The organism is Bacillus sp. BC08, from assembly GCF_054326875.1.
On the sequence record NZ_JBTGPA010000031.1, the window covers coordinates 1030739 to 1054711 of the forward strand.

A 23973-nucleotide genomic window follows, 5' to 3' on the forward strand; every position below is an offset into this window, starting at 1 on the left:
GAATCATAACGATTCAGTTTTTTCTTAGTATATTTACGACAGCAGCCGTTTCATTATTTTCTTTGTAAACACGTGGAATTCTTCTGTCTAACATACATGTAACTTCATAGTTAATGGTACCTAACATATCCGCGATTTCTTCTACTGCAATGTTTTCTTCGCCTTGTTTACCGTAGAATACTACTTCGTCCCCAACTTGTACTGGCATTGCTTTTGAAACGTCTAACATGAGCTGATCCATACAAACACGGCCAATAACAGGTACTCGAACTCCATTGATTAATGCATGCCCTTTATTAGATAACTGACGATTATAGCCATCAGCATATCCAATCGGTACAGTTGCAATCCATTCTTCACCAGTCGTTACATACGTATTCCCATAACTTACACCACGATTCTTCTTCGCATGTTTAATGTGGGCTACTTTTGATTTTAACGACAACGCAGGCTGTAAAGAAACGACTGAATGATCTACCTCTTTTGAAGGGTACATTCCATAAATTCCAATACCTACACGAACCATATTTTGAAATGTATTGCTAAGTTCCATTGATCCAGCACTATTTGAACTATGAATATATGGAATATGAATTCCTAATTCTTTTGCTGCATTGACAGCTTTCTCAAATAAACTTGTTTGCATATTCGTATATGATTTATCAATTTCATCTGCCGTAGAGTAATGTGTAAACATTCCTACTACCTCTACATACTCCATACGGTTTAATTCTTCTAAAAATGGTTTAACCTCTTCTTCTTGTAAGCCGATACGACTCATACCTGTATCAATTTTCACCTGAATTTGCGCTTTCTTTTGAAGACGGTTTGCGATTTCATTTATACCTAGTAAATCTTCACTTCTATAAACAGTCATCATAACGTCATATTGAATTGCCTCTTCCGCAGCTGCTACTGATGTATAACCTAAAATTAAAATCGGCAAGTTAATTCCTGCTTCTCTTAACTCTATCGCTTCATCTACAAATGCAACTGCAAGCTGATTTATTCCTGCTTCAATAGCAGCTTTTGCAACTTCAACTGCCCCGTGGCCATACCCATTTGCTTTTACAGCAGCCATCATTGCAATATTTTCATCATTCACTCGTTTTTTAAATTCTTTTACATTATGTTTTACTGCATTTAAGTCAACTTCAATAATTGTATCTCTTCCATATCTCAAACTCATTGGTCTAACTCCTAACTCAATAATTGCATTCCATTCTATTTCACGTTTCATATGACCTTTTACAATATAATACTTTTCAATATGCTAGTCAAACTACTAGAATTTTCGGAATTTTAAGTATGATATAATACCCTTAAGAAATTATTATATACGGAGATGAGGAGAATTACAATGTTTGTAGAATCTGCCTTGCATCAACTTAAAGTTGCTGTTGATACTTCTATTCAAATGTTTAACCAATATAATGAAGCCGATTTAAAAATACAGCCCATTCACGCAAAGCGATCTGTATTTGAAATGTGTGCACATCTTTCTCTTATTTGCCATGCAGATTTACTCATTTTAAATGGTATTACAGAAAAACAACTACATACTTTCTATACAGAACAAACACCCGAAACAATTACGCAAATGCAACAAACGATGATACAGGGCTACGATTTACTTTCTAAAACTTTTTTATCCTATTCCAATGAACAATTAGCAGAAATTAAGACTGCTTATTGGGGTATTTCTTATTCATGCTTTGAATGGTTGCTTGAAATTGTTGCGCACTTTTATCATCATCGTGGGCAAATTCATATTATATTATGCGAGCATACGAAAGATCCTCACATTCCTTTATTTGAGTGATTTTTCACTCATTCATTATTTATAAATAGAGAAGCTATAAAACCAATAAAAAGTATCATTCCTAATAAAATAAACGTTTGAGCATAACTTCCTATTTTCATAAGATAAATAGAAATGATGGGCCCTATACTAGTACCTAAAAATAAAATAAAGGTATAAATAGAAACTGCTATTCCCCTTGCTTTCCCTCCCAATTGGCCGACAAGAGCGACTAAAGACGGTACGGATATAGCAATACCTATTACAAAACAGACACTCATTATGACAAGAAGAGGCAAATACGAAACAAAGCCCATTGCGCTTAGACTAAAAATAGCGACTAGCAATCCACCTTGCAGAACTTTCCTTACTTCGAACCTCTTTGTTAAACGACCTGTAAGTGGTGACAGCAGCATACCAATTAGCCCCGCTAAGCGAAAATAAAGGATTTGTTCTGCAGTTAAATTATAAGTAGGAGAGCTCAAATAATTCCCTAAAACAGTATACATATTAACAAAAGCCATTAATAAAACAAACGCAATCATATAGCTTAATGCTAAGCTTTTATGTGTAAAGACTTTACCCATCTGTTTAATTGGTCCCAAAATATCAGTATAAGATTGAAATATCTCCCCTTTCGGAAGAGAATACTGAATCCATACAGCAGTAATCATATAGACAACGCTAAGAAGAAAGAACACCATATGCCATCCAAAATGTTGACTAACAACCGTACTTATTACCTGACCTACAATTCCAGCTACTAAAAAACCGGTACTAACAAATCCTATCGTTGTAACCTTTTTTTCTACTGGAAACATTTCTACAACGTAAGCTAACGCTACCGGAGAAAATGTAGCTGCTGCTATCCCTTGTAAGCCCCTAAAAATAACAAGCCACAATATACTATCCACAAACCCTAAGGAAAACGAAATTATCGACAGAGCAAGTAATCCAATGAAGACCACTTTTTTCCGCCCATATTTATCAGAGATTGCCCCAAATAACAAGCAACCTATAGCAAAGCCAACAGAAAATATACTGCCTGTAGCTGCAGCTTGTGCTAGTGAAACATTAAAAAGGTCTGAAAATAGTGCAATTAAAGGGATTGTTACATATAAACTAGACATAACTACCATACCCGACCAACATAATACAACGGTCATAATTGTGTAATTCTTTTCACTATTTATTTCCTTTCCTATTTCCATCATAATATCCCTCCCTTATTACAATTTTTTTATCAATTTAAAACCTCTAAAGTACGCTTACTTATTTTAATTACGTCGTAAAAAATATGACTGCCTTAAAAGTTAGCTAAACATATAATAAGGTAAACTAACTATATTCCCAAATAAATAAGTTGATCCTCATAATCAACTTATTTATCTACCTTCTCCTAATTTCACCTGCATATTTACTTGCATTTTATTTAATAGCCTTTCTAAAACTTGACGCTCTTCTTGATTAAAATCGTCAACTAGCGAAGCGCAAGATAACCAAAAAGTTGGTAAAGAGTGCATAACTAGCTCTTTTCCTTTCGGAGTAATTTTTACTTTTAATCTTCTTCGATCTTCAGAATGATGGAATCTTACGATTAACTCTCGTTTCTCCATCCAATCTAATAAGCCAGTGACAGAAGCACGTGTTATCCCTAATCGACTCGCAATATCAGAAGGACTCATATTCACTTCTTCCCCATTTGATTCCATTTCACGCAAAATAAACAACAGTAAAAAATCTAATTTACTTTCCGATATACCAAGCGGAGCTAAATCTACATCAACAGCATCAAGAACATTATCAGACGTCCATAACATTAACAAACCAAGTTTTGCTGCGATTGGATCCGTATCCGCTGATGCTGTCTTTTTTATTAGCTCTGCATACGGCCCAATCCCTAAAGGAAGTGAATCTTTTTTTGAATCCATTCATCTTCACTCTCCTTTCTTTTCAACTAATTAGCTTACCTAACTACTTTTCATTATACTCATATTTTTCCTTTTATTGCAAGAATATTATTACAAAAAAATCCTGTCATAAAAACAGGATTTTTCAAACTGACTAACTATTATTTTTAAATAATATGAAACTTCTTTAAGGCAAAAAAAATACCATCTTCACTCGCCTTCTTTGTAACGAAATCAGCTTTTGTTTTTAGTACTTCTCCGCCATTCCCCATCGCAATACCTAATCCTACATACTGCAACATCTCAATATCATTTCTACCGTCACCAAAAGCAACCGCTTCTGATTTACAAATGTTTAAGTGATCCAATACTTTTTGAATTGCAGTTAGCTTCGATACTTTATTATCTTCCAATACATTTATGACATAACCATGAAAACGCTCAAACGTAAGCATAGGATATCTTTCAAGAAATTTTTGAGCTTCTATTTCATCTGCATACAGACATAAGCAATAGATTTCTTCTGACAAATCCCTGCTTTTTTCAGGATACTTCTCTAAATTCAGCGTCTCACTAAGCGCTTGCATTACACGCTCATTATCTGAAGCTATTCCGTTCATTGCAAAACCTTCGGTAAAATAAGAAATACCATGACCATGTAATTCAGCAAACCCCGAGATATCATGAACGATTTCACTGGAAAGTACCGATTTATGTATAACTATTTCCTCACACTTAATATGTGCACCATTTGCAGAAATAATTGTATGTATGCCCAGCTCTTTAAATTGCGAGCATAAGCTATATGGTCTCCCTGTAGTAACAACTACGTGAATTCCTTTATCTATTAATCTTTGTATCGCTCCTTTTGTACTTTCGTGCATACTTCTATCTATCTCACTTAAAAGCGTACCGTCAACATCAAAGAACACTACTTTGTACATGGGTCTTTACATCCCAGCCAAATGATTCGTATCATTAATGAAATGTACCGTTTTCTGTTCCCCATCAATTTCAATTAAACTGATTCCCGTATCCCCCATTTTAAAGTAATAATCCATTGAGATTGGCATTTTGAAAAATGCACGTAATATACTATTTATTACACCACCATGTGCAACAATTGCAATTCGGTCATATGTATTCTCTGTCACGATTTTAGAAAAGATTCCTTCTATTCTCATTCTAAATTCAATAAAGGATTCCCCATTTTCAAAACGGTCATGAAGAAACTTTGGCTCTGGATATTTCTTTGCTTCTTCAAAAGATAAGCCTGCTTGCACTCCGTTATTAAACTCCATTAACTCCTCTTCTAGTTGAATTGGGCATCCAATTCCTTCAGCTAACGTTTCACCCGTTTCACGAGCACGTTTTAATGTACTTGCCCAAATGAAATCTGGCGGAAAATCTGCTTTCACTTTCTTTACAAGCCTTTGCACTTGCTGTCTTCCCTTTTCTGTTAATTCAAAGTCAGCTCGTCCTTCATGTACATGTAAAATATCTGCTTCGGATTCACCGTGTCTTATTAGTAGTATTTGCATTCTTATTCCCCCTTCTCTCCTTAAAACCAAGGTTAAATTTTAACATATTATTAAAATTTTTCAAAATAATAAAAGCAATCCCCATTCATCTAAGAATGAAAAATGTAATCTATAAATTAAAGCAATGATAAAAAAATAAAAAGAGAAATGGCATCCCATTTCTCTTTTTCACGCTTATTGTTCTTTTGGCGTATCTGAAGAAGGCAATTTCTTCGTTTGTTTTTCTTTAAAGATTTCTCCAATTGCCCCGAGAGTACCAAGCGTCTCAATTGCATTAGACGGAATAAAGACTTTATTTGCTGGCCCTTTTGCAACCTCAATCAATGATTCAAATGATTTATAAGCAAGTACGCGTTCATCTAAATCGGCTGCACGAAGTAATTCAATTCGATTTTGTTCTGCTTTTGCAATTTCCTCAATCGCTCTTGCTTCCCCTTGCGCTTCTAATTCTTTTGCTTCCTTTATACCTTCAGCTTCTCGAATACGTGCTTCTTTATCCCCTTCAGCCATTAAAATTTTACTTTGCTTTTCCCCTTCAGCACGAAGGACTTTATCTTGTTTTGCGGCTTCCGCTTCTAATATGATCGCACGTTTATTACGCTCTGCTTTCATTTGTTTTTCCATTGATGCTTGCACATCTTTTGGCGGATTAATATCAACAACTTCAACACGTTCAATACGAACGCCCCATTTTTCTGTTGCTTCATCAAGTGCTAAGCGAATTTCTGTTGAAATTTTTTCACGACCAGACAACGTTTCATCCAGTTCCATTTTACCGATAATTTGGCGCATCGTTGCAGAAGTAATGTTACGAACACCATATTCATAGTTCGAAATACCATATGTCGCAAGTTCTGGTTCCACAATTTGATAGAAAATAATTGTATCAATTTCTACTTGTACATTATCTTTCGTAATTACCTTCTGCGGTGGTACATTCGTTTGTTGAATACGTAAGTCATGATATACACGAACGCGGTCCACAATTGGTATTAATAAATTTAATCCGGGCTGCATAATACGCTGAAACTTACCAAATCTCTCAACGACTCCAACTTTTTGCTGTGGAATAATTTTAATTGTTAATGCGATAAATGTAACAACAATTAGTGCGAAAATAATGGTTAATGTTAATGCTACTGCCATATTTATTCACTCTCCTTTTTCACTTGTAATATAGTACTATTCCTCTTTATAACAATAACTTTTTCCCCAGCATCAATTGGATCATCTGCGATAGCTGTCCAAGTATCTCCATCCACCTTCACAATACCATTCGCTTCATTTGTAATCGCTTGCATAACAATTCCTTTTTTACCAACTAGCATATCTACTGTATCAGTAAAACCTTTTGCTTCTCGAAAGTTTTTTGAAATTCTTTTTGTAAAGAAAGTCAATGTTAAACTTACAATCGCACCAGCAATAACTTGTAACAGTAGTGCTTCAGGAACAAACAAAGCAATTAGACCTCCGACAACAGCTCCAATTCCAAGCCAAAGCATATAAAACGTAATCGACAACATTTCCGCAATAAATAAAATGCCAGCTATTATAAACCATATTACCCAAGCAGCCATATGCAACCCTCACTTTCTTTCTCATTTTCTATATGTATATGAAGAAAAGAATGGTTTATCCGCCCTTTCTTATACATGGGCGCTTACTACAAGCTATTGTACATATTCACTGTTATAATGAGTATTATTAAAATACTATATTAATATATTCTTCATTATACATGAAAATCCCTTTCAAAAAGTGACAAAAAATTAAATTCTTTAGAAAATTTAATTTTCAAATTATAATTATTCTAACTAGGGAAATATTTTTTAAAGAAGGTGGTGTACTTATTGCAAAATCGTTTATTAACTTACTATTTAGGATCAAAAATATGCATTACTCTCGCTGACATCGTATACATCATGATTATTACAACCCATATGTATATCACAACGAAATCAGCTACATTAACTGCTCTTTTTCCATTAGTACAAGTCATAACTAATCTTATAGCAAATACATCTGCACCACTTATCATGAATCGTTTTTCATCTTATTCATTACTTTTCACACTACAATGGATAAAAACTGCCCTATTATTTTTATTAATGATATTATTTCCATCCCTGTCCACAAACTTTGTAGCACTATTCATTTTCATTTTTTTCATTTCATTATGTAGCGGTTGGAGCGCGCCATTATTATACGGTATCCTCCCTCGCTTTACACGAAAAGAAAAATTAGTAAAAGTAAATAGTATTTTTTCCTTTTCCACACAAATTGCGCAAGCCGCTGCTTATTCATTTACAAGTGTTATAGTTCTTCTTATCGGTGCTACTTCTACACTTATGATGAATAACATTTTGATGATTTTTGGATGTTTTGCACTACACGTTTCATTACATTCCATACATACTGAACGAGTAATAGAGCCTTCTTCTTCTAAAGGCGCTGCTTTATTGGAAGGTTGGAAACTCTTATTTCAGAACCCGTCTCTCCGTATCGTTACATTTATGGACTTAATTGAAACTTTCGCAGGGACAATATGGATTGGCGCTATTACGATGGCGTATGTAACGACTGTCCTTCATAAAGGAGAAGAATGGTGGGGATATATTAATACAAGTTATTATATTGGGACGTTAATTGGCGGGATATTAGCGTGGAAAATGAGTACATACATTCAAAACAATTTAATACGCTCCATGGCAATAGGCTCTCTTATGTTCAGTATTCTTACATTTTTATATGGAATGACAAGTAGCGGGTTTATTGCGCTTTTTCTATGCGTTCTAATGGGTCCATGTTATCAAATTAGAGATATTTCTCAAACGACAGTGCTGCAATCAAGTATCGCCCCTACTTTACTATCAAAAATGTATACAGCTCATGGCGCACTCCTCTCGACAGCTTCTGGTATTTCTATGCTTAGCGTTGGAATTATTACCGATTTGTTTGGTGTTCGTACAATTTATATCATCGCTGCTTTTCTTATTTTATGTTCCGCTTGTTTATCTTTTAGCCTATTAAAATATAATAAGACCGACCAGAAAGATATTTCAATGTAATCAATAAAGTAAAAAGGACAGGAACTCCTGTCCTTTTTGTATATTCTATTTATGACAAACCCGGAATTTTTCTATGTTCTGTCGCTTGTTCAAAAGCATATGCTAGTTTAATCAAGGTCCCCTCAGAAAAAGCCGTGCTTGCAAGAGTAATTCCAAACGGTCTCCCGTTATCCATATATCCCGCTGGTATCGCTATAGACGGATAACCTGCTTTCGCACATATAGTGGAGCCGATATAAGAAGGGAATAGAATCGCATCAAGATTATATTTTTTCAGTGTAAAGTCAATACCTTGTTCTTGCGAAAAATATATATCTTCTAATCTTGCGTTTATATATTCAGGATTTCTTAACGTATTGGGAAAATCTTTTCTTCCTTCTAACTTAGTTTGCCCATATTTCAAAGCTCTCTCTGCTATGTTCTCGTTAAACTTCATTAACTCTGAAATAGAATGCACCGGAATAGTAGAAGATAATTTCGAAAGATAGTTATCTAAACTATGCTTTAGTTCATAAAGCGGTACTCCCCAGCTCCATTCTCTATGAAAAGACGGAATATCAATATTTTCTACTACTACCGCTCCCTCACTACGCAATACTTCAATTGTTTCCTTAAACAATTTTTCATCATACTCACCAGATTCATAATAATCTTTTGGCGCATTACTATATACACCAATCTTTGCTCCATGTAAGCCATTAACATCAAGATATTTTGTATAATCATATTCTGCTATACCTTCACTTTTATGAGTAGCTACATCCTTCTCATCTACCCCAGTTAAACTCCCTAATAAAATAGAAGCATCTGTTACTGTTCTCGCAAATGGACCTGCTGTATCTTGCGAATACGTAAACGGAATAATGCCTCTACGACTAATTAAACCGACAGTCGGTTTAATACCGACTACAGAATTTTGAACAGCTGGACTTAATATAGAAGCATCCGTTTCTGTCCCAACAGATATTACTGTAAAGTTAGCAGCAACTGCTATCGCAGATCCTGTACTTGAGCCACCAACAAACATATTATCCTCACCTGTACCGTAAGGGTTTATTGTTTGTCCACCTCTTGCACTATATCCAGCCCACATGTCAAAAGACATTGCATTTGCTAACTCTGTCATATTTGTCTTTCCTATTATGATTGCTCCTGCTTCTCTCAGTTTCGTAACGAGAAATGCATCCTCACTACTAATATTTTGTTCCAAGGCAATCGTACCTGCACTTGTATGCATGGAATCATTCGTTTCAATATTGTCCTTAAGTAAAACAGGTATACCATGTAATGGACCTCTTATACCTTTTATCTTTCTTTCATAATCTAACGCTTCTGCAATAAAAACGGCATCTGGATTGATTTCTAAAATAGAATTAATTTTTGGTCCGTCTTGATCATATTTTGCAATTCTATGAAGATAATACATAACTAATTCTTTTGAAGTTAATTGTCCAGCTTCCATCGCTGCTTGTATATCATGAATTGTTAATTCTTTTTGTAATTGTGCATTGAATTGAATCTCCATCGTCATTCTCCTTCTATAAAGCCTTTTATTGATTTCATGTATCTATTACTTGTTCATTTTCTCCGCTCCTCGTATATACAAATACAATCCCTGTAAAAGAATTCAACTTGCTAATGTAAAAACCTTTTATTTCCTGAAAAATAAAAAAAGTCTGAAACGAGTTCACCTTCGCTTCAGACCCTATTATTATTGCACGTATACTTCTTCTAACAGATGTACAAACTCCCCTTGTTTCCCGGCTAATTCAGGGCATTTTGCAATATTAATCCATTCGTAGCAAAATACTAAACCTTTATCTTCCTCACCGGCACTTACAATATGTTCCCAATCATCTTTTACATCTGTTAGTAACGTTACATGGAAGAAATGGCGCTTTTGATATTCTTTTTTGTCTTTCACAAGTATGATGTAATCGGCTAGGAATCTTTCTATGCATAAATGGCGTAATCCAGATTCCTCTTGTACTTCACGTAAAAGTGCTGCTTCTAACGTTTCCCCTTCGTCAACTGTTCCGCCGGGTATTTGTATACCAGCTTCAGGTATATCACGATGTTTAAAAACAAGCAGTTGCATAACTCCTTCTTTTTCTCTTGTTACATATGCGTGTACTTTTTTCTTATATAACACCGTCATAATCCTTCTCTCCCCTCAATTGTTCACTGCGTTACTTCTTCAAGTGTCAGTTGATTTTCATATAAATATGTAGCTTGTGGATTTCCCACATACCTCACATGCCATGGTTCATATCGATAACCTGTAAGCGATTCTTTCTCTTTTGTATATCGAATGACAAAACCAAATTTATGGGCATTTTCAGAAAGCCACTGCCCTTCTTTCGTTTCGCCAAAAATTGTCTCTAATTGAAACTTAGCAGATTGAGATGTAATATCCATAGCTAGACCAGTTTGATGTTCACTTGTTCCAGGAACTGCGCTAGACATCGCTGTTTTTGCTTCTCCATCTTGTTTTTTATACATCGTATTTAATGCTTTTTGTCGATCAAAAGATCTAAATCCAGAAACCGCAAAAAGAAAAACACGCTCCTTATCAGCTTGCTGAAACATTTCCTCAAGCGCCCCTGCTGCCTCTTTTCTCATTTTTTTCTTTTCTTGATCACCTTCACTTGAGTAACGCACTTTCGGAATAACTAAATCTGGTGGTCTATACCCATCTGGTAAACGCCTATTTTTATTCACTAGCACAAGCATCGAATTCGGATTACTAATTACCGCAATATCACCATCCATATTCGCAATCGTTTCTTCCGCTTTCGGAAATATATTATTTACATTTACCTCGCGCGCCTGCTTATCCTTATACATTTTATAATTGACTCCTGCTACTCCAACAATGAGTATCATCGCTACGATACCAAGTAGTGTCCATCTTTTTTTCATATAACGACCTCTTATTTTAATAATTTGGCCATTTCATACTCATCGATGTTCTCTCCATCGATAATAAGAGCAGCTCTTTTGACACCTTCTTTCTCAAATCCAGCTTTTGTATATAGTGCCTGAGCTCTTGTATTGTGGGCCATTACCGTTAATTCTAAACGCCATACATCATGTAATCTTGCCCATTTCTCAGCCTCTTTAAACAATCTCGTCCCAATACCTCGCCCACCATACTCTTGCAAAATACCAATTACAATACCTGCTACATGTCTTTTTCTTTGAATATGATTTCCATTCACTAAAATAAACCCTACGATTCTCTCATCTTTAACTGCTACTAATATCGTTGCATACTTATTTTCTATAAAACGATGAATCATTTGTTCTTGTTGCTCGACTGTAAATCTTCTTTCTCCTGGTTCATATAACATGAATTTCGTTTCTTCATCTAATTTCTTACTTAATTGCAAAAATGGTGCTGCATCTTCTATTTTGATTTCCCTAATCACTTCTATCACCCTACCAGTTTCATAATAAAAAGTTTTCCTTGTAAAAAGATTTTCTCTATTTTCCTGAAAATCCCTTTGTAAATCTCCCAGTATAATTTGACAAATTTCGATATCACTATAACAATGACAAATTATGTCTATTCTGTGACGTCTCATCATTACAAAAAAACGCAAGCATTACACTCACGTTTTTTCAAACTCTCCCACTCATTTATGTTTCACTTTATCCATTCACCTTTTCTGCCTGCCAGAAATATTCACCAAACGCTTTAGCAAGGGCATCAATCGATCGATTTAGTTCTTCCTCCGTATTATCTACGCCACCAACTTCAATTAATATCGCTTGCCCGGATAAGTCTTGATTGTAGACACCATTTCCTGTTTGGAATCCTTTTTGAATGACACCACGACTCATTCCTGGATACTTCTTACTAATCGTTTCATGTAAAACTGTTGCTAATTGCAGGTTTTTTTCATAGTTTTTGTTTCCTTTCCCTACTACAAATGCAAGCTTCGCATATGATTTATCGCCAATGGTTTTTGTCGTAACATTCTTCCGAGCACTATCACGGTGTAAGTCGAAAAAGTACTGCAGTTCTTTATTGCCAGTCATTGCTTCTTGTACAATTTCCCGTGACATTTTGTAAGAACTATTACTATTTAGCCCTTTACTAATCAACTTTTGACCGATATCTGTCTTGTCGTTAGTAGCTCCGATCCCTTCGCTTACTAATTGTTCACGAAAGCGATCGCCCACTATTGATATGTTCGTAACAGAACTGGTCGCTTTATTCGCATTTGGATCGTTTGCTAAATTAAGTAACGGCAAATAAGATTCCCAACTATGCGAATGATAAATAAACGCAACTTGTCTTTTTCCTGTCGTTTGAGCCGGTTGCTTTTTCTCTTTGTTCGTATCTGGCTTTTGAGCCTGTCCACCTTCACCAGTCCGTTCTTTTACTACTTCTTCAAGTGGAACGCTCGACTCTATCGGTAAGTTAGAATAATTTGTCCCTTCACCCGCAATTACAATTTCTGTATCGTACTTACCAAAACCAGGTAGCTCTTTGCCAACAAAACTGCGTACATCGTTAAAACGAATATTCGTAGCCATCGAAAAGAGAAAAGAAGAAATCGAAAAATCCTGATTTAAATTTCGATACTCCTGTGTAAAATAATGATTCTCTTTCCCAAGAACGTACATGTAACCATTCATCGATAGCTCATTTAACCAATTATATAAATACGTTGACTTTGTCTCTTTCATAGAAGTTACCATCATACTAATAAGAAAGAAAGTCGCTAGTACTGTAGCAATAATAAATAAAACTAACTTACGTACACTTGTGAATTTCACATAAAAAAAGCCTCGATTCATACTATCACCCTCTCTATTCCAAGTTATGTACAAGCTCTAGAGAATAGACCGTCTAAATTCCGGCTATATTGTTTATGAGGTGAAATGAATTGAAGCTACTAATAGGAACATTACCCATTGTACTATCATTTATTTTTTATTGGCTCGCTAAGCATCATACAATCCGTATTGCTTTACATATTTCAGCGTACTTAGCACTTTATGTACTCGGTACAATTATTTCTATTAATATATATGATGTTTTAATACAAGATTTAGTTTTCATGACAAGCATTCATGGTATTTTACTAAATCCATTTTTTCTTATATCAGGAGCGTATATAGGGATATACACTTTATACTTACTTTTATCTTACATGATTACAAATATGAAAAATGGAGCGTAATGAAATGCAACCACCATTCATCTGTCATATATGTAAAAAAAGAATTGCGCGAAAGAAAGATCTTATTACTGCCACATCATACTTCCGCTTATATTTATTTCACGGTGATTGTTTTAAACGACAGCAAATGTTCGTCTCACCATTTATCCCTGTGAATACACTATTTAATTTCTTTCTTATTATATATGGCCTTATTTTTAGCAGCATTCTTATGTTTACAGAGCCCTCTATCATTTGGCTTATGTTTTTGTTTCCTATTCTATATCGGTTTCTTTCTTATTATTATGTTGAACGTTTTTTCTCTAAATAAAGTGCAGACTGTCCTCTCGGAATACTTAAACATTCCCACTCATTTTCTTTTAACATTTTACCGATGTAAATAATCTGTCCAATATGCAAAGCGTAATGAGAAATTTGTCTTTCAATTGCTTGCATAACAGTCTGTGCTTCGCCGCGAATATATACCGTTTGTAATAGGTGTTCAGGCGTTAGGACATTCATCGTTTTAAAAACATATTCCCATCCTTCATTCCATGCTGTGAGAACTTCTTTCTTAGAAGAATAACCACCTTCAAATTCAGCATCTCGGTTACGATCTATTTTTTCACCATCAGATGTTAAAAAATCCGTCCATCTGGAACGCATATTACCATGCAGATGTTTTATAATAACCGCTATGCTATTTGTTGCTTCATGAGAAGACCATTCAATCTGTTCATATGATAATTGTGCAAGCACCCGTTCCCCTTGTTTTTTTGTTGCTTCAAAATTTGAAATGGCACATTGTAAATATTCTCGTCCGATATCCATGTTACACCTGCCTTTACACTAACTAATTTGTGTTCCATTTGGCAGTTCCATATTCGGCTGTAGTAATACTACATCACCCGCTTCAGGTACTCCGCCAAGCACAAGTACTTCTGATTTAAATCCAGCCACGCGCTTCGGTGGAAAGTTTACAATCGCAACGATTTGCTGACCGATTAAATCTTCCGGATTATATCTTTTCGTAATTTGAGCACTTGACTGCTTGATTCCAAGCTCTCCAAAATCAATTTCTAGTTTAATCGCCGGGACCCTCGCTTCTTTAAATTCTTTTGCATGTGTTACAGTTCCAATTCGTAAATCCAAAGCTAAAAAATCTTCAAAATTAGCCATTTTATCATGCCTCCCAATTATTACTTAGACAAAATACAAAGATTCCCTTCAAAAAAAAGAAAGGTGCCTAAGCACCTTTCTTCTGCAATTCACTTGATTCATTTGATTTATAGAAGAAGAAACCGAGAATCCCGCCAATACATGATGGGATTAACCATCCTATTCCTTCTTTATATAATGGTAACATTTGTAACACGTTAGAAATCGCGTCAATTTGAATGTTCGCACTTTCTAAACCGTTAAAGAAACTAATTAACAATGCGCCTAGAATAGCTCCAATATAAATGGTATTACGCTTCCCAATCCATTTATGGAAGTAAGAAAGCACGATTAATACGATTGCAACTGGATAAATGATCATTAACACTGGTAAAGTAACTGCAATTAATTGTGTTAAACCTAGGTTAGATACAACTAAACTAAACACACATACCATTGTTACAATCGTTTTATGCGAAAGTTTTGGGAATATGTTTGTAAAGAAGCCAGCACAAGCTGATGTTAATCCAACAGAAGTTGTTAAACAAGCAAGTATAATAACAAGTCCTAATAAAATTTTACCACTTGTTCCATATAACTCATTTACAACATTCGTTAAAATAAGTCCGCCATTCTCCGAGACACCAAGTGATGTACTTGTTGAACCAAGATAAGCAAGTGATAAATAGATTAGCGTTAAACCAAGTACAGCAATAATACCTGATACTACTGTTATTTTTGCAACTTCACTACTCTCTTTTATCCCTTTAGAGCGGATAACTTGTACAACGACAATTCCAAATACAAGCGCACTAATTGCATCCATCGTTAAATATCCTTGTATAAATCCACCAAAGAAAGCATTTTCTTTGTATGCCGCTAGCGGTGCAGCTGGTTCTCCAATCGGATCAATAATTGCCTTTCCGACAATAACAGCAACAATCAATACTAACAATGGTGTAAGAAATTTCCCGAACCAATCCACTAATTTAGATGGATTTAATGATAAATACCACGTTATTCCGAAGAAAATTATAGTGAAAAGAAATAGCATGTACCACTCTGAAACCAATGCCTCTGATAGAAATGGCTTCATACCCATTTCAAATGAAACGGCTCCCGTACGCGGAATCGCGAAAAATGGTCCAATCGCTAAATAACTAATCAATGGGAAAATAAACGCAAATATAGGGTGAACTCTTGAAGATAGCGCTTTCAAGTCCCCCTCTACAAACGCGACAGCTGTTACAGCTAATAGGGGTAATCCGACTCCCGTTACTAGGAATCCAATTGTAGCAATCCAAACATTTTCTCCAGCTTGTTGCCCTAAAACTGGTGGGAAAATTAAATTTCCTGCTCCTAAAAATAGTGCAAATAACATTAAACCAATTGCTACCGTATCACCTGGCCTTAAACGTCCCTTCATACTTTTCATTTGCATAGCACTTTTTCATTGTTTATCTCTATTTTCACAATATGCTATGCATCCTCCTCTCTGCTCAAGATGATAAAATATGCCCCTTACAAAGCAGTGTCTTTCTCCATAATTTCTCCATTCCCCTTATTCTTACTCTAACTATTATTTTTTGATTTTTTTGAATTTTTAACTCATTAGAGTGGTATTGCGTGGAATATAGTTGTCAGACCTCTTTGTTTTTATCACACATATAGTAACATATTTAGTTGAAAAATAGAAACATATTTTCAAATTGATTTTTTTGAAAATCAAAATTATCTACATTTTTTATTCTTTTACACAAATATTGTTACAATCTCACCCATTATTCCATCATTATTTTCGAATAATTTTATACGCATAACATAACAAAAACCATCCAACATAATTAGATGGCTTTTGCATGTTACTCTATCGTTTCAACTTCACGTGGATTTTTCATCTCTTCCACATACACAACTCTAAATCCGTGATCTTCTAAATCCTTCAATAACGTCTCTAATTCACCGTCGTTAAACTCTTCTCCCAATGTAAACATAATTCTACGAACTAATAAGGCATCATTATCAAAAGTCATTAAACTTTGGATACCTGTATATTTTTTTAATACTGTCGATAATTTTTGAATAGCCCCATTATAATCCTGTGTTCCAATCATGACAGAATATTTACTAGAATGAACGCCCCAAGCATCTTCTAACAACTCAAAAACTTTTTTATGCGTTAAAATTCCAAGGAAGACTCCTTTTTCATCAATCACTGATAAATAAGGTAATTTTTTTATTGTAAAAAATACTTTAAAGAACGAAGAATCTTCTCTAACATAACCTTTTTTATCGTTTAATAATTGTAATACACTCTCTTCCAGTGAACCTTTATATTCTAAAATATCTACTTTGTATACATTCCCTAAATATTTCTCTTTTTTTTCATCTAAAACTGGTACACAACGATACCCAGTTTTATTTAAATGCTCTAGTGCTTCCCCTATTGTAATTGAACTTGGGCAAAATAAAACTTCCCTTTTCGGCACATAATTCCCTTTAATCCTCATAAACAGCCTCCTTATGTTAAAATACTTTCTGTGCCATAACTATATTATATTTTCAGAAAAAAATAAATAATTTATTTTACTTTTCTGAAAATTATTCATTTTCTTGTCATAATTTATTCACGTTTCATTCACTTATATCCCCTACAATACTAAATTTCTTTAAGAAAAATATATTGTAACTTACACAGAAAAAAGCTAAAATAAGAATAAGAATTTTCTGAATATTCTAAGAGTAGGTGATTACATGACTTTATTGCGCTCACATATATGTAAATTTATCGTCGGTGTTCTCATTATTTTTATCATTAGTCCTATTCCGGCTTTATTCATTACACATAAATACTCATACATAACTGGGTTTATAAGCATTTTTCATAACTTCGCACAACTTTCTTCTATGACAATTCCAAAGATTGATTGGATGCACGAGTCTATCTTTTTCTCGGCAAATCAGATGGTTCATACTTCTAACCATTCAACACCGTTATTCCCTTACATATGGGAAATATATTTTGTATCGATTGTTCGTTTTACCTTTACTCTTGCGATCGGATTCTTCATCAGCTTAGGCATTGGCCATTTATTTTTTAAAGTACCTCATTCGGTTAAGAGGTTCACTTCTTTATTAAGATGGATACCGTACTCTTTTTGTACTGTATTATTACAATGCTCAGTCTTATTACTACTCCTGTACATCGCAAAATTTATAAAGCTTCCTTACTACTCATCTTTTATCATCGTTTGTAGTACTTCCATGATTATCGTTATGCAAGCAATAAAAAAATGGATCCCTTTCTTAAGTAACAGAAATGAATATGAAATAAAACAATCTTCTTTCCTTGTAGATACATTGTTTTTGGCACTTACTTCGAATCATAAATCTATTCTAGGTTCCGTTATTCTTTCATTCATTTTTATGGAATGCGTTTTTCACGCAAGCGGATTATTACAATTTATCGTTCAATTCGGCGGAAATGCACCTGTAATTGTTACAATAAGCTTACTACTTTTGTATATCCCATATTGCATACTTTCTTTTCTTCAAACACTATGGACAACAAACCACTTTAAACAACAATCATACGCTTTAACGAGAAGTATTCCAAAACCTTAATTTGAAATAACCCTCTAGAATCTGAAAGTAGGGGGTTATTCCTTTTGTATAGCGGACAAAATAACAGCAAATTCAAAAACTATTGCAGAAACATACCAATATTCACCCTTTTTCTTTGACTATTCTTTTCGTTTGGATTTATTATAAAAGTATAACATAATTGCAGGAGGTGACATCTTTATTCCAAACTACGGAATAGAGAACACACTTGGACATATTAAATATTTTTCTCATCTTTGTACTTATCCTTATTTCCGGCTTTTTCGTTGCATCAGAGTTCGCTGTTGTAAAAGTACGAAAAAGTCGAATTGACCAGCTTGCAAATGAAGGCAATAAACAAGCTTTAGCTGCAAGAAGTGTCATTTCTAATTTAGATGTTTATTTATCAGCTTGTCAGCTCGGAATTACGATTACTTCTTTAGGACTTGGTTGGCTTGGTGAACCGACTGTGGAACATTTACTACGACCGCTCTTTGAAAAAATTAATATTACTGGAACAATGGCTAATACTTTATCCTTTATTATTGCTTTTAGTGTTATTACATTTTTCCATGTTGTATTAGGTGAATTAGTTCCAAAGTCTTTCGCAATTCAAAAAGCAGAGGCAATTACACTTAAGTTTGCACGACCTCTTATTTTATTTGATAAAATTATGTATCCATTCATTTGGCTACTTAATAGTACTGCTATCTTTTTCACAAAACTACTCGGTTTAGAGCCTGCAAAAGAAAATGAACTTGCCCATTCTGAAGAGGAACTACGACTCATTTTAGGTGAAAGTTTCAAAAGCGGTGAAATTAACCAAACCGAATATAAATATGTAAATAATATTTTTGAATTTGACGACCGGGTCGCAAAAGAAATTATGGTCCCTCGTACAGAAATGATTTGCTTATCTACTGAAAATACGTTAGAAGAAAATATGGATATCGTCGCAACTGAAAAGTTTACACGCTATCCGATCATCGAAAAAGATAAAGATGATATTATTGGTATGATCAATACGAAAGAAGTGTTTCACGATCAAACGAAAGGCATTCATAAGCCACTTGAATCATACATACATCCAGTACTAACTGTATTTGAAACTGTTCCAATTCGCAAAACACTCGTACATCTACAAAAGAATCGTGTTCAGATGGCAATCGTTATGGATGAATATGGTGGTACTGCTGGACTTTTAACAATGGAAGATATTCTTGAAGAAATCATTGGAGAAATTCAAGATGAGTTTGATGCGGATGAATCACCTATGATTGAAAAACGTACGCCGAAGCTTACTGTTTTAGATGGGAAAGTACTCATTTCTGAAGTAAATGATATGTTTGGCCTACATATTGATGATAGCGATTTAGATACAATTGGAGGCTGGCTCCTCTCTCAAGCAGTGGACTTAAATATTGAGGCTGGTTATTTCATTGAATTTGCTGGTTTTCAATTTAAAGCACTAGAACTTGATGGACATCAAGTGAAAAAAATTGCGGTACATAAATTAGACACGAAGAAGGAGTTATAAAGTGACAGTATTATTAACAATCTGTATCATTGCCTGTTTCATTGTTTCATTTCTCGCCTTTATTTATCCTATCATTCCAGGCATCCTTGCTGTATGGGCTGGATATTTCATTTACCATTTTGGTATAAATGGCGGAGAATTAACAACTTCCTTTTGGATTATTCAAGTCATTTTCACACTTTTCATTTTCGTTGCTGATTTTATTGCGAATGGATATTTCCTAAAGAAATACGGGAGTTCTAAATCGGGCGAACGTGTCGGTATGATTTCTATCATTGTTGGGTCTTTCTTCTTCCCACCATTCGGTTTAATTATCATACCGTTCTTATCGGTATTTATTACAGAACTCATGCATAAAAAAGCGCCAAAAGACGCCTTTCTAGTAGGAGTTGCTACTGTAGTTGGTTTTTTAAGCAGTACAGTAGCGAAAGCCATTCTCCAAATTATTATGATTATCATATTTGTATGTTATATCATCTTTTAACCATCCCAGTTTCGGGATGGTTTTTTTAATAGGAAATACCTACTCGACTATTCTCATATTCGTTTTCACTACATAGATTCCACGTAAATTGTGCTGTATCACCAACTGTTATTTTCGTCCCACCTTCTGGTAATACATCTTTTTCAGTTCGATATACCCCTGTTGCATCCCCGTCTATTAAATGCGTCGGACAAACAACCGTCCAACATAAATTACTACGACTAAGTATCTTATATGCAGCTAAATGATCTTCTGCTGCTGTTGTCGTTTTCCTTTTTGATTCAGTTGATTGAAAACGATATACATTTAAATTTGTTCTCGCTTGTAAAATACCAGCTGTTCCTATTGTAATGATTTTATGAACTCCTTCTTCTTCCATTTGCTTTATAATTTGTGGCATACTCTTCGCTAATGTCCCATTTTGATCCGTTCCAAGTGCACTAATTACTATATCGCTTCCTTCTATCACTTTCTTTATATCATTTTCATTCCATACATTACCTTCTATAACTCGTAACCTTTCATGATGTATTTCCAGTCTATTTACATCACGCGCTAATGCATTCACTTCAGCTGAATCTTTTAATGCTAATTTTATTATGTTTGAACCTACTCGCCCAGTTGCTCCCAATATACATACTTTCATTTGTTTCCCCCCTATTTCATTCTTTCTCTATTTTTCAATAATCTCACTCAATTTACAACAAAAAAGCTTCCTCATACATAAGAGGAAGCTCTATTATTATTTTATTTCTTTTCTTTAGAATCCGTAGACTTCTCAGTTCCACTTGTTTCTTTATCCTTTTTGTCCTCTTGTTGTGTTGTTGTATCGTCTTCTTTCTTCTTGTCCTCACCTTTACTACAACCTACCATTAATAAAGAACTTGCAAGTGCCATAGCAGTTAATGATTTAACCCATTTGTTCATTTGCGTTTCCTCCTTTAGATAGAATATGTACAATCCCATATTACTCTCTATTTTTAAAGGAAAGATTGAAAAATAGTAAATTAACGGTAAATATTTGTAAATTTTCTGACAATACACATAGACTCTCATTTTTTTCATGAAAAGTAAAAAACTAAGGCGCCTATCTTTCCGCCTTAGTTTCTTATGCAAACTTCTCATTTTCATATACCTGTTTAATCTTATACTCTTTCTTCACAACATATTGCCATACATTATAGGCATAACGGTTCATTTTCAGGAAGCAATTTTCTAAAAAAGAGCGAAATTCTGGATTCGCAACTTCAACTGCCACTTGAGCGAACTTTAGTGCTAACCGTTTTAAATGCGAAATATAACAAGTTGCAATATGGACATCCCCTGTATATTTACTATCAGTTTCCTTTTCCATTTCATGAAAATGAAATGAAATTGGTTCACAAGTTATATGCTGTACATTCTCTCCTTCTTGAAAATTTACTTGTTCATTATATGCTTGCAGCATATAAGGTAAATGCTGCTGTAATAGCTCCTTTAATTCTTCGTCTCTTACCTTTCCTGTATACTCCCCAACCTTATATATAAGCATATAACTATACCTCATTAATTCTTTCATACAATCCATGAAAGTACCTCCCTTCTCTTTTGTATATACACTATAAATATGATGCTATAACATTTGCTATTCTTGCTAAAAACCAATCCCATTTACTAATTTTCTCAAAATCTGCTTCCGAAAATCTTTTTGATTTATGAAAATCTACTTTTAATCGGTTCCATACGTCAGCAACAACTTTTTTATCATATATGAGACAATTAGATTCACAATTTAAATAAAAACTTCTATTATCAAAATTCGCTGTACCTATATCGACAATTTCTCCGTCAATGATTGTTACTTTCCCGTGAAAAAAACCATTCCGATATTGATAAATTTCTGCTCCAGCATCGTTCATATCTTTCAAATACGGATAAGCCGCTTGTTTTAACAATACCGCGTCACTTTTAAATGGTACGAGAATTTTCACATTGACACCGCGATGTAGTGCATCCTTTAACTCATTCATCATTTCTCTACTTGGTACAAAATATGGCGTAGCAATAATTAAAGACTTTTTAGCCTTCTTTAAAAGCGCTCCATATTTCTCCCATAAACCCTTTCCATCTGAAAATAAATATTGATATTTCACATTCCCTATTGCAGGTAAACTTTCATGTACAGGCATTATTTCTCCTGTATCTTCTTTCCAATCAGCAGCAAATTTTCTTTCCATATCCGTAGCACCATTCCCATTGATTCGTACATGATAATCACGCCACGGACCAAATTTCGGATCTTGTCCAAGGTACTCCTTTCCAATATTAAAACCGCCGACGTATGAGACCTTCCCATCTATCGTAACAATGCGTCTATGATTCCGTTGATGCAATGAATAGAATACATGTTTCAGTTTAAGCTTTTTACTAAACGTAAACTGGACACCGTTTCTTTTTAGTTGACGAATTATCTTTTTCTTCAGCTTATATCCACCTATTCGATCAACTGACAATTTCACTTCTACTCCACTCGATGCCTTTTTCTCGAGTAACTGCAAAAATTCTTGGCTTATTTCATCTTTACCTACAATATAAAAATGGATATATATGTACTTTTCAGCATTACGTATATCCTCAAATAAATTCTTATATAACTCTTCGCCGTTCGTATATAGTTGAAAATCACCTAATCGAACTTGTCCTAATTCATATTCACTAGCCATTTTTTTCCCCATTTCCACATCGATGTTCATCCAAATGAATACACCTACTAAAAAAAGGAGTACAGCGAAAAAGTGTTTCATGGATATTTTCCTTTCTCCACTTACTGTTATTTCTATATCTTCCCTTTTTTAATACATTATCATTCAAGAAAATATGTCATTACATGATATATGTCCATAGCAAACGATAGCTCATTTGCATATTGTATGTTGTATCTTAAAATAAAAGGAGGAAATAACAATGGGCTTCGCACATGGTAATGGATTCGCGCTATTAGTCGTATTATTTATCCTCTTAATCATAGTCGGTGCTGCTTGCTTCTGCTAAGTAGTTATCGTCATATGATATGTGGATGAAAAAACTATAAAAGCGGACACCTATTTTTAGGTGTCCGCTTTTCATATGAAAAACATTTCAGTTCGTTATAATACCGTTAACGACGACATATTCAACTCAAAAAGTTAGTAATGTGGCTACTTTCTTACTCTCTGCTTTACGTATATGACGTTGTTCTGCACGTAACACAGCAATGCGATGTAATTCTTTCTCTTCTTCTGTTTCAGGGATTACTCGAGGAACTGGAACTGGATTATTCTCCTTACTAAGTGCAACGAATGTAACAAATGATGTTGCTGCTATACGTTTCTCACCTGAAATTAAATCTTCTGCTACTACCTTCACAAATACTTCCATAGAAGTTCTACCCGTCCAAATTACAAAGGATTCATAACTAACACAATCTGAAGAGCGAACAGGATGTAAAAAATCTACCCAATCCATAGATGCTGTCACACATTCTTTTCTTGCATGCCTCGTTGCGGAGATAGAAGCAACCATATCCATCTCGGCTAATATCTTTCCACCAAATAGCGTATTATGATCATTTAAATCTGTTGGAAATACTCGGCTCGTTTTAAACACTCTGGATTCATTAGCTGTTTTTCCCTTTACTTCAGTCATTGTTATCACCTCTTTGATTATTTAATCCACTAAT

General features: G+C 34.5%; 29 protein-coding genes. 8 read left to right on the forward strand and 21 right to left on the reverse strand.

Annotated features, from left to right (window positions below):
* Positions 1-13 precede the first annotated feature (13 nt).
* Positions 14-1189, reverse strand: coding sequence for an alanine racemase (gene alr, locus ACXVYO_RS15820; RefSeq protein ID WP_458467746.1), 1176 nt, complete (start codon positions 1187-1189; stop codon positions 14-16).
* Positions 1190-1360: 171 nt separating this feature from the next.
* Here alr and ACXVYO_RS15825 point away from each other — a divergent pair, with 171 nt between their 5' ends.
* Entirely contained in the window at positions 1361-1822 is a 462-nt protein-coding gene (locus tag ACXVYO_RS15825) for a DinB family protein (protein WP_458467747.1), read from the forward strand.
* Positions 1823-1830: 8 nt separating this feature from the next.
* Here ACXVYO_RS15825 and ACXVYO_RS15830 read toward each other — a convergent pair whose 3' ends face one another.
* The 6 genes from ACXVYO_RS15830 to ACXVYO_RS15855 form a co-directional block, all read right to left on the reverse strand.
* On the reverse strand, positions 1831-3012 hold the full coding sequence (locus ACXVYO_RS15830) for an MFS transporter (RefSeq protein WP_458467748.1): 1182 nt from the start codon (positions 3010-3012) through the stop codon (positions 1831-1833).
* Between the two features lie 174 nt (positions 3013-3186).
* Positions 3187-3732 (reverse strand): MarR family winged helix-turn-helix transcriptional regulator, encoded by a 546-nt coding sequence (locus tag ACXVYO_RS15835; RefSeq protein WP_458467749.1) that lies wholly within the window; start codon positions 3730-3732, stop codon positions 3187-3189.
* A 146-nt stretch (positions 3733-3878) separates the two neighbouring features.
* The gene (locus ACXVYO_RS15840) at positions 3879-4655 is read right to left on the reverse strand and encodes a Cof-type HAD-IIB family hydrolase (protein WP_458467750.1); all 777 of its coding nucleotides are present in this window, start codon (positions 4653-4655) and stop codon (positions 3879-3881) included.
* A gap of 6 nt (positions 4656-4661) precedes the next feature.
* Complete coding sequence (locus ACXVYO_RS15845) at positions 4662-5252, reverse strand: histidine phosphatase family protein (protein WP_458467751.1); 591 nt, start codon at positions 5250-5252, stop codon at positions 4662-4664.
* 174 nt (positions 5253-5426) lie between these two features.
* Positions 5427-6398, reverse strand: coding sequence for an SPFH domain-containing protein (locus ACXVYO_RS15850; RefSeq protein WP_071721675.1), 972 nt, complete (start codon positions 6396-6398; stop codon positions 5427-5429).
* A 2-nt stretch (positions 6399-6400) separates the two neighbouring features.
* On the reverse strand, positions 6401-6829 hold the full coding sequence (locus ACXVYO_RS15855; RefSeq protein ID WP_073518570.1) for an NfeD family protein: 429 nt from the start codon (positions 6827-6829) through the stop codon (positions 6401-6403).
* A gap of 273 nt (positions 6830-7102) precedes the next feature.
* Here ACXVYO_RS15855 and ACXVYO_RS15860 point away from each other — a divergent pair, with 273 nt between their 5' ends.
* Positions 7103-8320 (forward strand): MFS transporter, encoded by a 1218-nt coding sequence (locus tag ACXVYO_RS15860; RefSeq protein ID WP_458467752.1) that lies wholly within the window; start codon positions 7103-7105, stop codon positions 8318-8320.
* Between the two features lie 49 nt (positions 8321-8369).
* Here ACXVYO_RS15860 and ACXVYO_RS15865 read toward each other — a convergent pair whose 3' ends face one another.
* From ACXVYO_RS15865 to spoIIP, 5 genes are all read right to left on the reverse strand, one after another.
* Positions 8370-9845 carry an amidase family protein gene (locus tag ACXVYO_RS15865; RefSeq protein ID WP_458467753.1) on the reverse strand — a complete coding sequence of 492 codons (1476 nt, stop codon included), beginning with the start codon at positions 9843-9845 and terminating at the stop codon, positions 8370-8372.
* Positions 9846-10031: 186 nt separating this feature from the next.
* Positions 10032-10478, reverse strand: a complete 447-nt coding sequence (locus ACXVYO_RS15870; protein WP_458467754.1) for an NUDIX hydrolase — start codon at positions 10476-10478, stop codon at positions 10032-10034.
* A gap of 23 nt (positions 10479-10501) precedes the next feature.
* Positions 10502-11242 (reverse strand): M15 family metallopeptidase, encoded by a 741-nt coding sequence (locus ACXVYO_RS15875; RefSeq protein WP_458467755.1) that lies wholly within the window; start codon positions 11240-11242, stop codon positions 10502-10504.
* A gap of 11 nt (positions 11243-11253) precedes the next feature.
* Positions 11254-11751 carry a GNAT family N-acetyltransferase gene (locus tag ACXVYO_RS15880; RefSeq protein WP_458467756.1) on the reverse strand — a complete coding sequence of 166 codons (498 nt, stop codon included), beginning with the start codon at positions 11749-11751 and terminating at the stop codon, positions 11254-11256.
* A 223-nt stretch (positions 11752-11974) separates the two neighbouring features.
* Positions 11975-13129: a stage II sporulation protein SpoIIP gene (gene spoIIP / locus ACXVYO_RS15885; protein WP_458467757.1), complete on the reverse strand. Its 1155-nt coding sequence runs from the start codon at positions 13127-13129 to the stop codon at positions 11975-11977.
* A gap of 89 nt (positions 13130-13218) precedes the next feature.
* Between spoIIP and ACXVYO_RS15890 the strand changes: the two genes are divergently transcribed.
* Complete coding sequence (locus ACXVYO_RS15890) at positions 13219-13515, forward strand: hypothetical protein (RefSeq protein ID WP_458467758.1); 297 nt, start codon at positions 13219-13221, stop codon at positions 13513-13515.
* A gap of 4 nt (positions 13516-13519) precedes the next feature.
* Positions 13520-13825 carry a permease gene (locus ACXVYO_RS15895; RefSeq protein ID WP_458467759.1) on the forward strand — a complete coding sequence of 102 codons (306 nt, stop codon included), beginning with the start codon at positions 13520-13522 and terminating at the stop codon, positions 13823-13825.
* Here ACXVYO_RS15895 and ACXVYO_RS15900 read toward each other — a convergent pair.
* The 4 genes from ACXVYO_RS15900 to cbpA form a co-directional block, all read right to left on the reverse strand.
* Positions 13798-14325: a DUF1572 domain-containing protein gene (locus tag ACXVYO_RS15900; RefSeq protein WP_458467760.1), complete on the reverse strand. Its 528-nt coding sequence runs from the start codon at positions 14323-14325 to the stop codon at positions 13798-13800. The two genes, ACXVYO_RS15895 and ACXVYO_RS15900, sit on opposite strands and share 28 nt — an antisense overlap.
* 18 nt (positions 14326-14343) lie before the next feature.
* Positions 14344-14673 carry a chaperone CsaA gene (gene csaA, locus ACXVYO_RS15905; RefSeq protein WP_458467761.1) on the reverse strand — a complete coding sequence of 110 codons (330 nt, stop codon included), beginning with the start codon at positions 14671-14673 and terminating at the stop codon, positions 14344-14346.
* 67 nt (positions 14674-14740) lie between these two features.
* Positions 14741-16078: a branched-chain amino acid transport system II carrier protein BrnQ4 gene (brnQ4, locus tag ACXVYO_RS15910; RefSeq protein ID WP_426830857.1), complete on the reverse strand. Its 1338-nt coding sequence runs from the start codon at positions 16076-16078 to the stop codon at positions 14741-14743.
* A 436-nt stretch (positions 16079-16514) separates the two neighbouring features.
* Positions 16515-17162, reverse strand: a complete 648-nt coding sequence (gene cbpA, locus ACXVYO_RS15915) for a cyclic di-AMP binding protein CbpA (protein ID WP_458467762.1) — start codon at positions 17160-17162, stop codon at positions 16515-16517.
* Between the two features lie 244 nt (positions 17163-17406).
* On the opposite strand from cbpA, the gene ACXVYO_RS15920 reads away from it, so the two are divergent.
* The 3 genes from ACXVYO_RS15920 to ACXVYO_RS15930 all read left to right on the forward strand — a co-directional run bounded on the left by ACXVYO_RS15920 (position 17407) and on the right by ACXVYO_RS15930 (position 20276).
* Positions 17407-18276: a hypothetical protein gene (locus ACXVYO_RS15920; protein ID WP_458467763.1), complete on the forward strand. Its 870-nt coding sequence runs from the start codon at positions 17407-17409 to the stop codon at positions 18274-18276.
* 208 nt (positions 18277-18484) lie between these two features.
* The gene (locus ACXVYO_RS15925; protein ID WP_458467764.1) at positions 18485-19792 is read left to right on the forward strand and encodes a hemolysin family protein; all 1308 of its coding nucleotides are present in this window, start codon (positions 18485-18487) and stop codon (positions 19790-19792) included.
* A 1-nt stretch (position 19793) separates the two neighbouring features.
* Positions 19794-20276, forward strand: a complete 483-nt coding sequence (locus tag ACXVYO_RS15930) for a DUF456 domain-containing protein (protein ID WP_458467765.1) — start codon at positions 19794-19796, stop codon at positions 20274-20276.
* Between the two features lie 25 nt (positions 20277-20301).
* On the opposite strand, the gene ACXVYO_RS15935 is transcribed toward ACXVYO_RS15930, so the two are convergent.
* The 4 genes from ACXVYO_RS15935 to cls form a co-directional block, all read right to left on the reverse strand.
* Positions 20302-20922, reverse strand: coding sequence for an NAD(P)-dependent oxidoreductase (locus ACXVYO_RS15935; protein WP_458467766.1), 621 nt, complete (start codon positions 20920-20922; stop codon positions 20302-20304).
* Positions 20923-21023: 101 nt separating this feature from the next.
* Entirely contained in the window at positions 21024-21203 is a 180-nt protein-coding gene (locus ACXVYO_RS15940; RefSeq protein WP_001045960.1) for a hypothetical protein, read from the reverse strand.
* A gap of 181 nt (positions 21204-21384) precedes the next feature.
* Positions 21385-21843 (reverse strand): spore coat protein, encoded by a 459-nt coding sequence (locus ACXVYO_RS15945; RefSeq protein ID WP_458467767.1) that lies wholly within the window; start codon positions 21841-21843, stop codon positions 21385-21387.
* Positions 21844-21874: 31 nt separating this feature from the next.
* Entirely contained in the window at positions 21875-23059 is a 1185-nt protein-coding gene (cls, locus tag ACXVYO_RS15950) for a cardiolipin synthase (RefSeq protein ID WP_458467768.1), read from the reverse strand.
* Positions 23060-23219: 160 nt separating this feature from the next.
* On the opposite strand from cls, the gene ACXVYO_RS15955 reads away from it, so the two are divergent.
* Positions 23220-23306: a YjcZ family sporulation protein gene (locus tag ACXVYO_RS15955; protein ID WP_000505094.1), complete on the forward strand. Its 87-nt coding sequence runs from the start codon at positions 23220-23222 to the stop codon at positions 23304-23306.
* Between the two features lie 126 nt (positions 23307-23432).
* Here the strand turns inward: ACXVYO_RS15955 and ACXVYO_RS15960 are convergent, their stop codons facing one another.
* Positions 23433-23939, reverse strand: a complete 507-nt coding sequence (locus ACXVYO_RS15960) for an acyl-CoA thioesterase (protein ID WP_000141167.1) — start codon at positions 23937-23939, stop codon at positions 23433-23435.
* Positions 23940-23973 lie beyond the last annotated feature (34 nt).

Bases quoted from the DNA above. Each gene is read 5' to 3' on its own strand.
- alr (WP_458467746.1), bottom strand. From the start codon at position 1,189: ATGAGTTTGAGATATGGAAGAGATACAATTATTGAAGTTGACTTAAAT.
- ACXVYO_RS15825 (WP_458467747.1), top strand. From the start codon at position 1,361: ATGTTTGTAGAATCTGCCTTGCATCAACTTAAAGTTGCTGTTGATACT.
- ACXVYO_RS15830 (WP_458467748.1), bottom strand. From the start codon at position 3,012: ATGGAAATAGGAAAGGAAATAAATAGTGAAAAGAATTACACAATTATG.
- ACXVYO_RS15835 (WP_458467749.1), bottom strand. From the start codon at position 3,732: ATGGATTCAAAAAAAGATTCACTTCCTTTAGGGATTGGGCCGTATGCA.
- ACXVYO_RS15840 (WP_458467750.1), bottom strand. From the start codon at position 4,655: ATGTACAAAGTAGTGTTCTTTGATGTTGACGGTACGCTTTTAAGTGAG.
- ACXVYO_RS15845 (WP_458467751.1), bottom strand. From the start codon at position 5,252: ATGCAAATACTACTAATAAGACACGGTGAATCCGAAGCAGATATTTTA.
- ACXVYO_RS15850 (WP_071721675.1), bottom strand. From the start codon at position 6,398: ATGGCAGTAGCATTAACATTAACCATTATTTTCGCACTAATTGTTGTT.
- ACXVYO_RS15855 (WP_073518570.1), bottom strand. From the start codon at position 6,829: ATGGCTGCTTGGGTAATATGGTTTATAATAGCTGGCATTTTATTTATT.
- ACXVYO_RS15865 (WP_458467753.1), bottom strand. From the start codon at position 9,845: ATGGAGATTCAATTCAATGCACAATTACAAAAAGAATTAACAATTCAT.
- ACXVYO_RS15870 (WP_458467754.1), bottom strand. From the start codon at position 10,478: ATGACGGTGTTATATAAGAAAAAAGTACACGCATATGTAACAAGAGAA.
- ACXVYO_RS15875 (WP_458467755.1), bottom strand. From the start codon at position 11,242: ATGAAAAAAAGATGGACACTACTTGGTATCGTAGCGATGATACTCATT.
- spoIIP (WP_458467757.1), bottom strand. From the start codon at position 13,129: ATGAATCGAGGCTTTTTTTATGTGAAATTCACAAGTGTACGTAAGTTA.
- ACXVYO_RS15895 (WP_458467759.1), top strand. From the start codon at position 13,520: ATGCAACCACCATTCATCTGTCATATATGTAAAAAAAGAATTGCGCGA.
- ACXVYO_RS15900 (WP_458467760.1), bottom strand. From the start codon at position 14,325: ATGGATATCGGACGAGAATATTTACAATGTGCCATTTCAAATTTTGAA.
- csaA (WP_458467761.1), bottom strand. From the start codon at position 14,673: ATGGCTAATTTTGAAGATTTTTTAGCTTTGGATTTACGAATTGGAACT.
- brnQ4 (WP_426830857.1), bottom strand. From the start codon at position 16,078: ATGAAGGGACGTTTAAGGCCAGGTGATACGGTAGCAATTGGTTTAATG.
- cbpA (WP_458467762.1), bottom strand. From the start codon at position 17,162: ATGAGGATTAAAGGGAATTATGTGCCGAAAAGGGAAGTTTTATTTTGC.
- ACXVYO_RS15920 (WP_458467763.1), top strand. From the start codon at position 17,407: ATGACTTTATTGCGCTCACATATATGTAAATTTATCGTCGGTGTTCTC.
- ACXVYO_RS15935 (WP_458467766.1), bottom strand. From the start codon at position 20,922: ATGAAAGTATGTATATTGGGAGCAACTGGGCGAGTAGGTTCAAACATA.
- ACXVYO_RS15940 (WP_001045960.1), bottom strand. From the start codon at position 21,203: ATGAACAAATGGGTTAAATCATTAACTGCTATGGCACTTGCAAGTTCT.
- ACXVYO_RS15945 (WP_458467767.1), bottom strand. From the start codon at position 21,843: ATGGATTGTATGAAAGAATTAATGAGGTATAGTTATATGCTTATATAT.
- cls (WP_458467768.1), bottom strand. From the start codon at position 23,059: ATGAAACACTTTTTCGCTGTACTCCTTTTTTTAGTAGGTGTATTCATT.
- ACXVYO_RS15955 (WP_000505094.1), top strand. From the start codon at position 23,220: ATGGGCTTCGCACATGGTAATGGATTCGCGCTATTAGTCGTATTATTT.
- ACXVYO_RS15960 (WP_000141167.1), bottom strand. From the start codon at position 23,939: ATGACTGAAGTAAAGGGAAAAACAGCTAATGAATCCAGAGTGTTTAAA.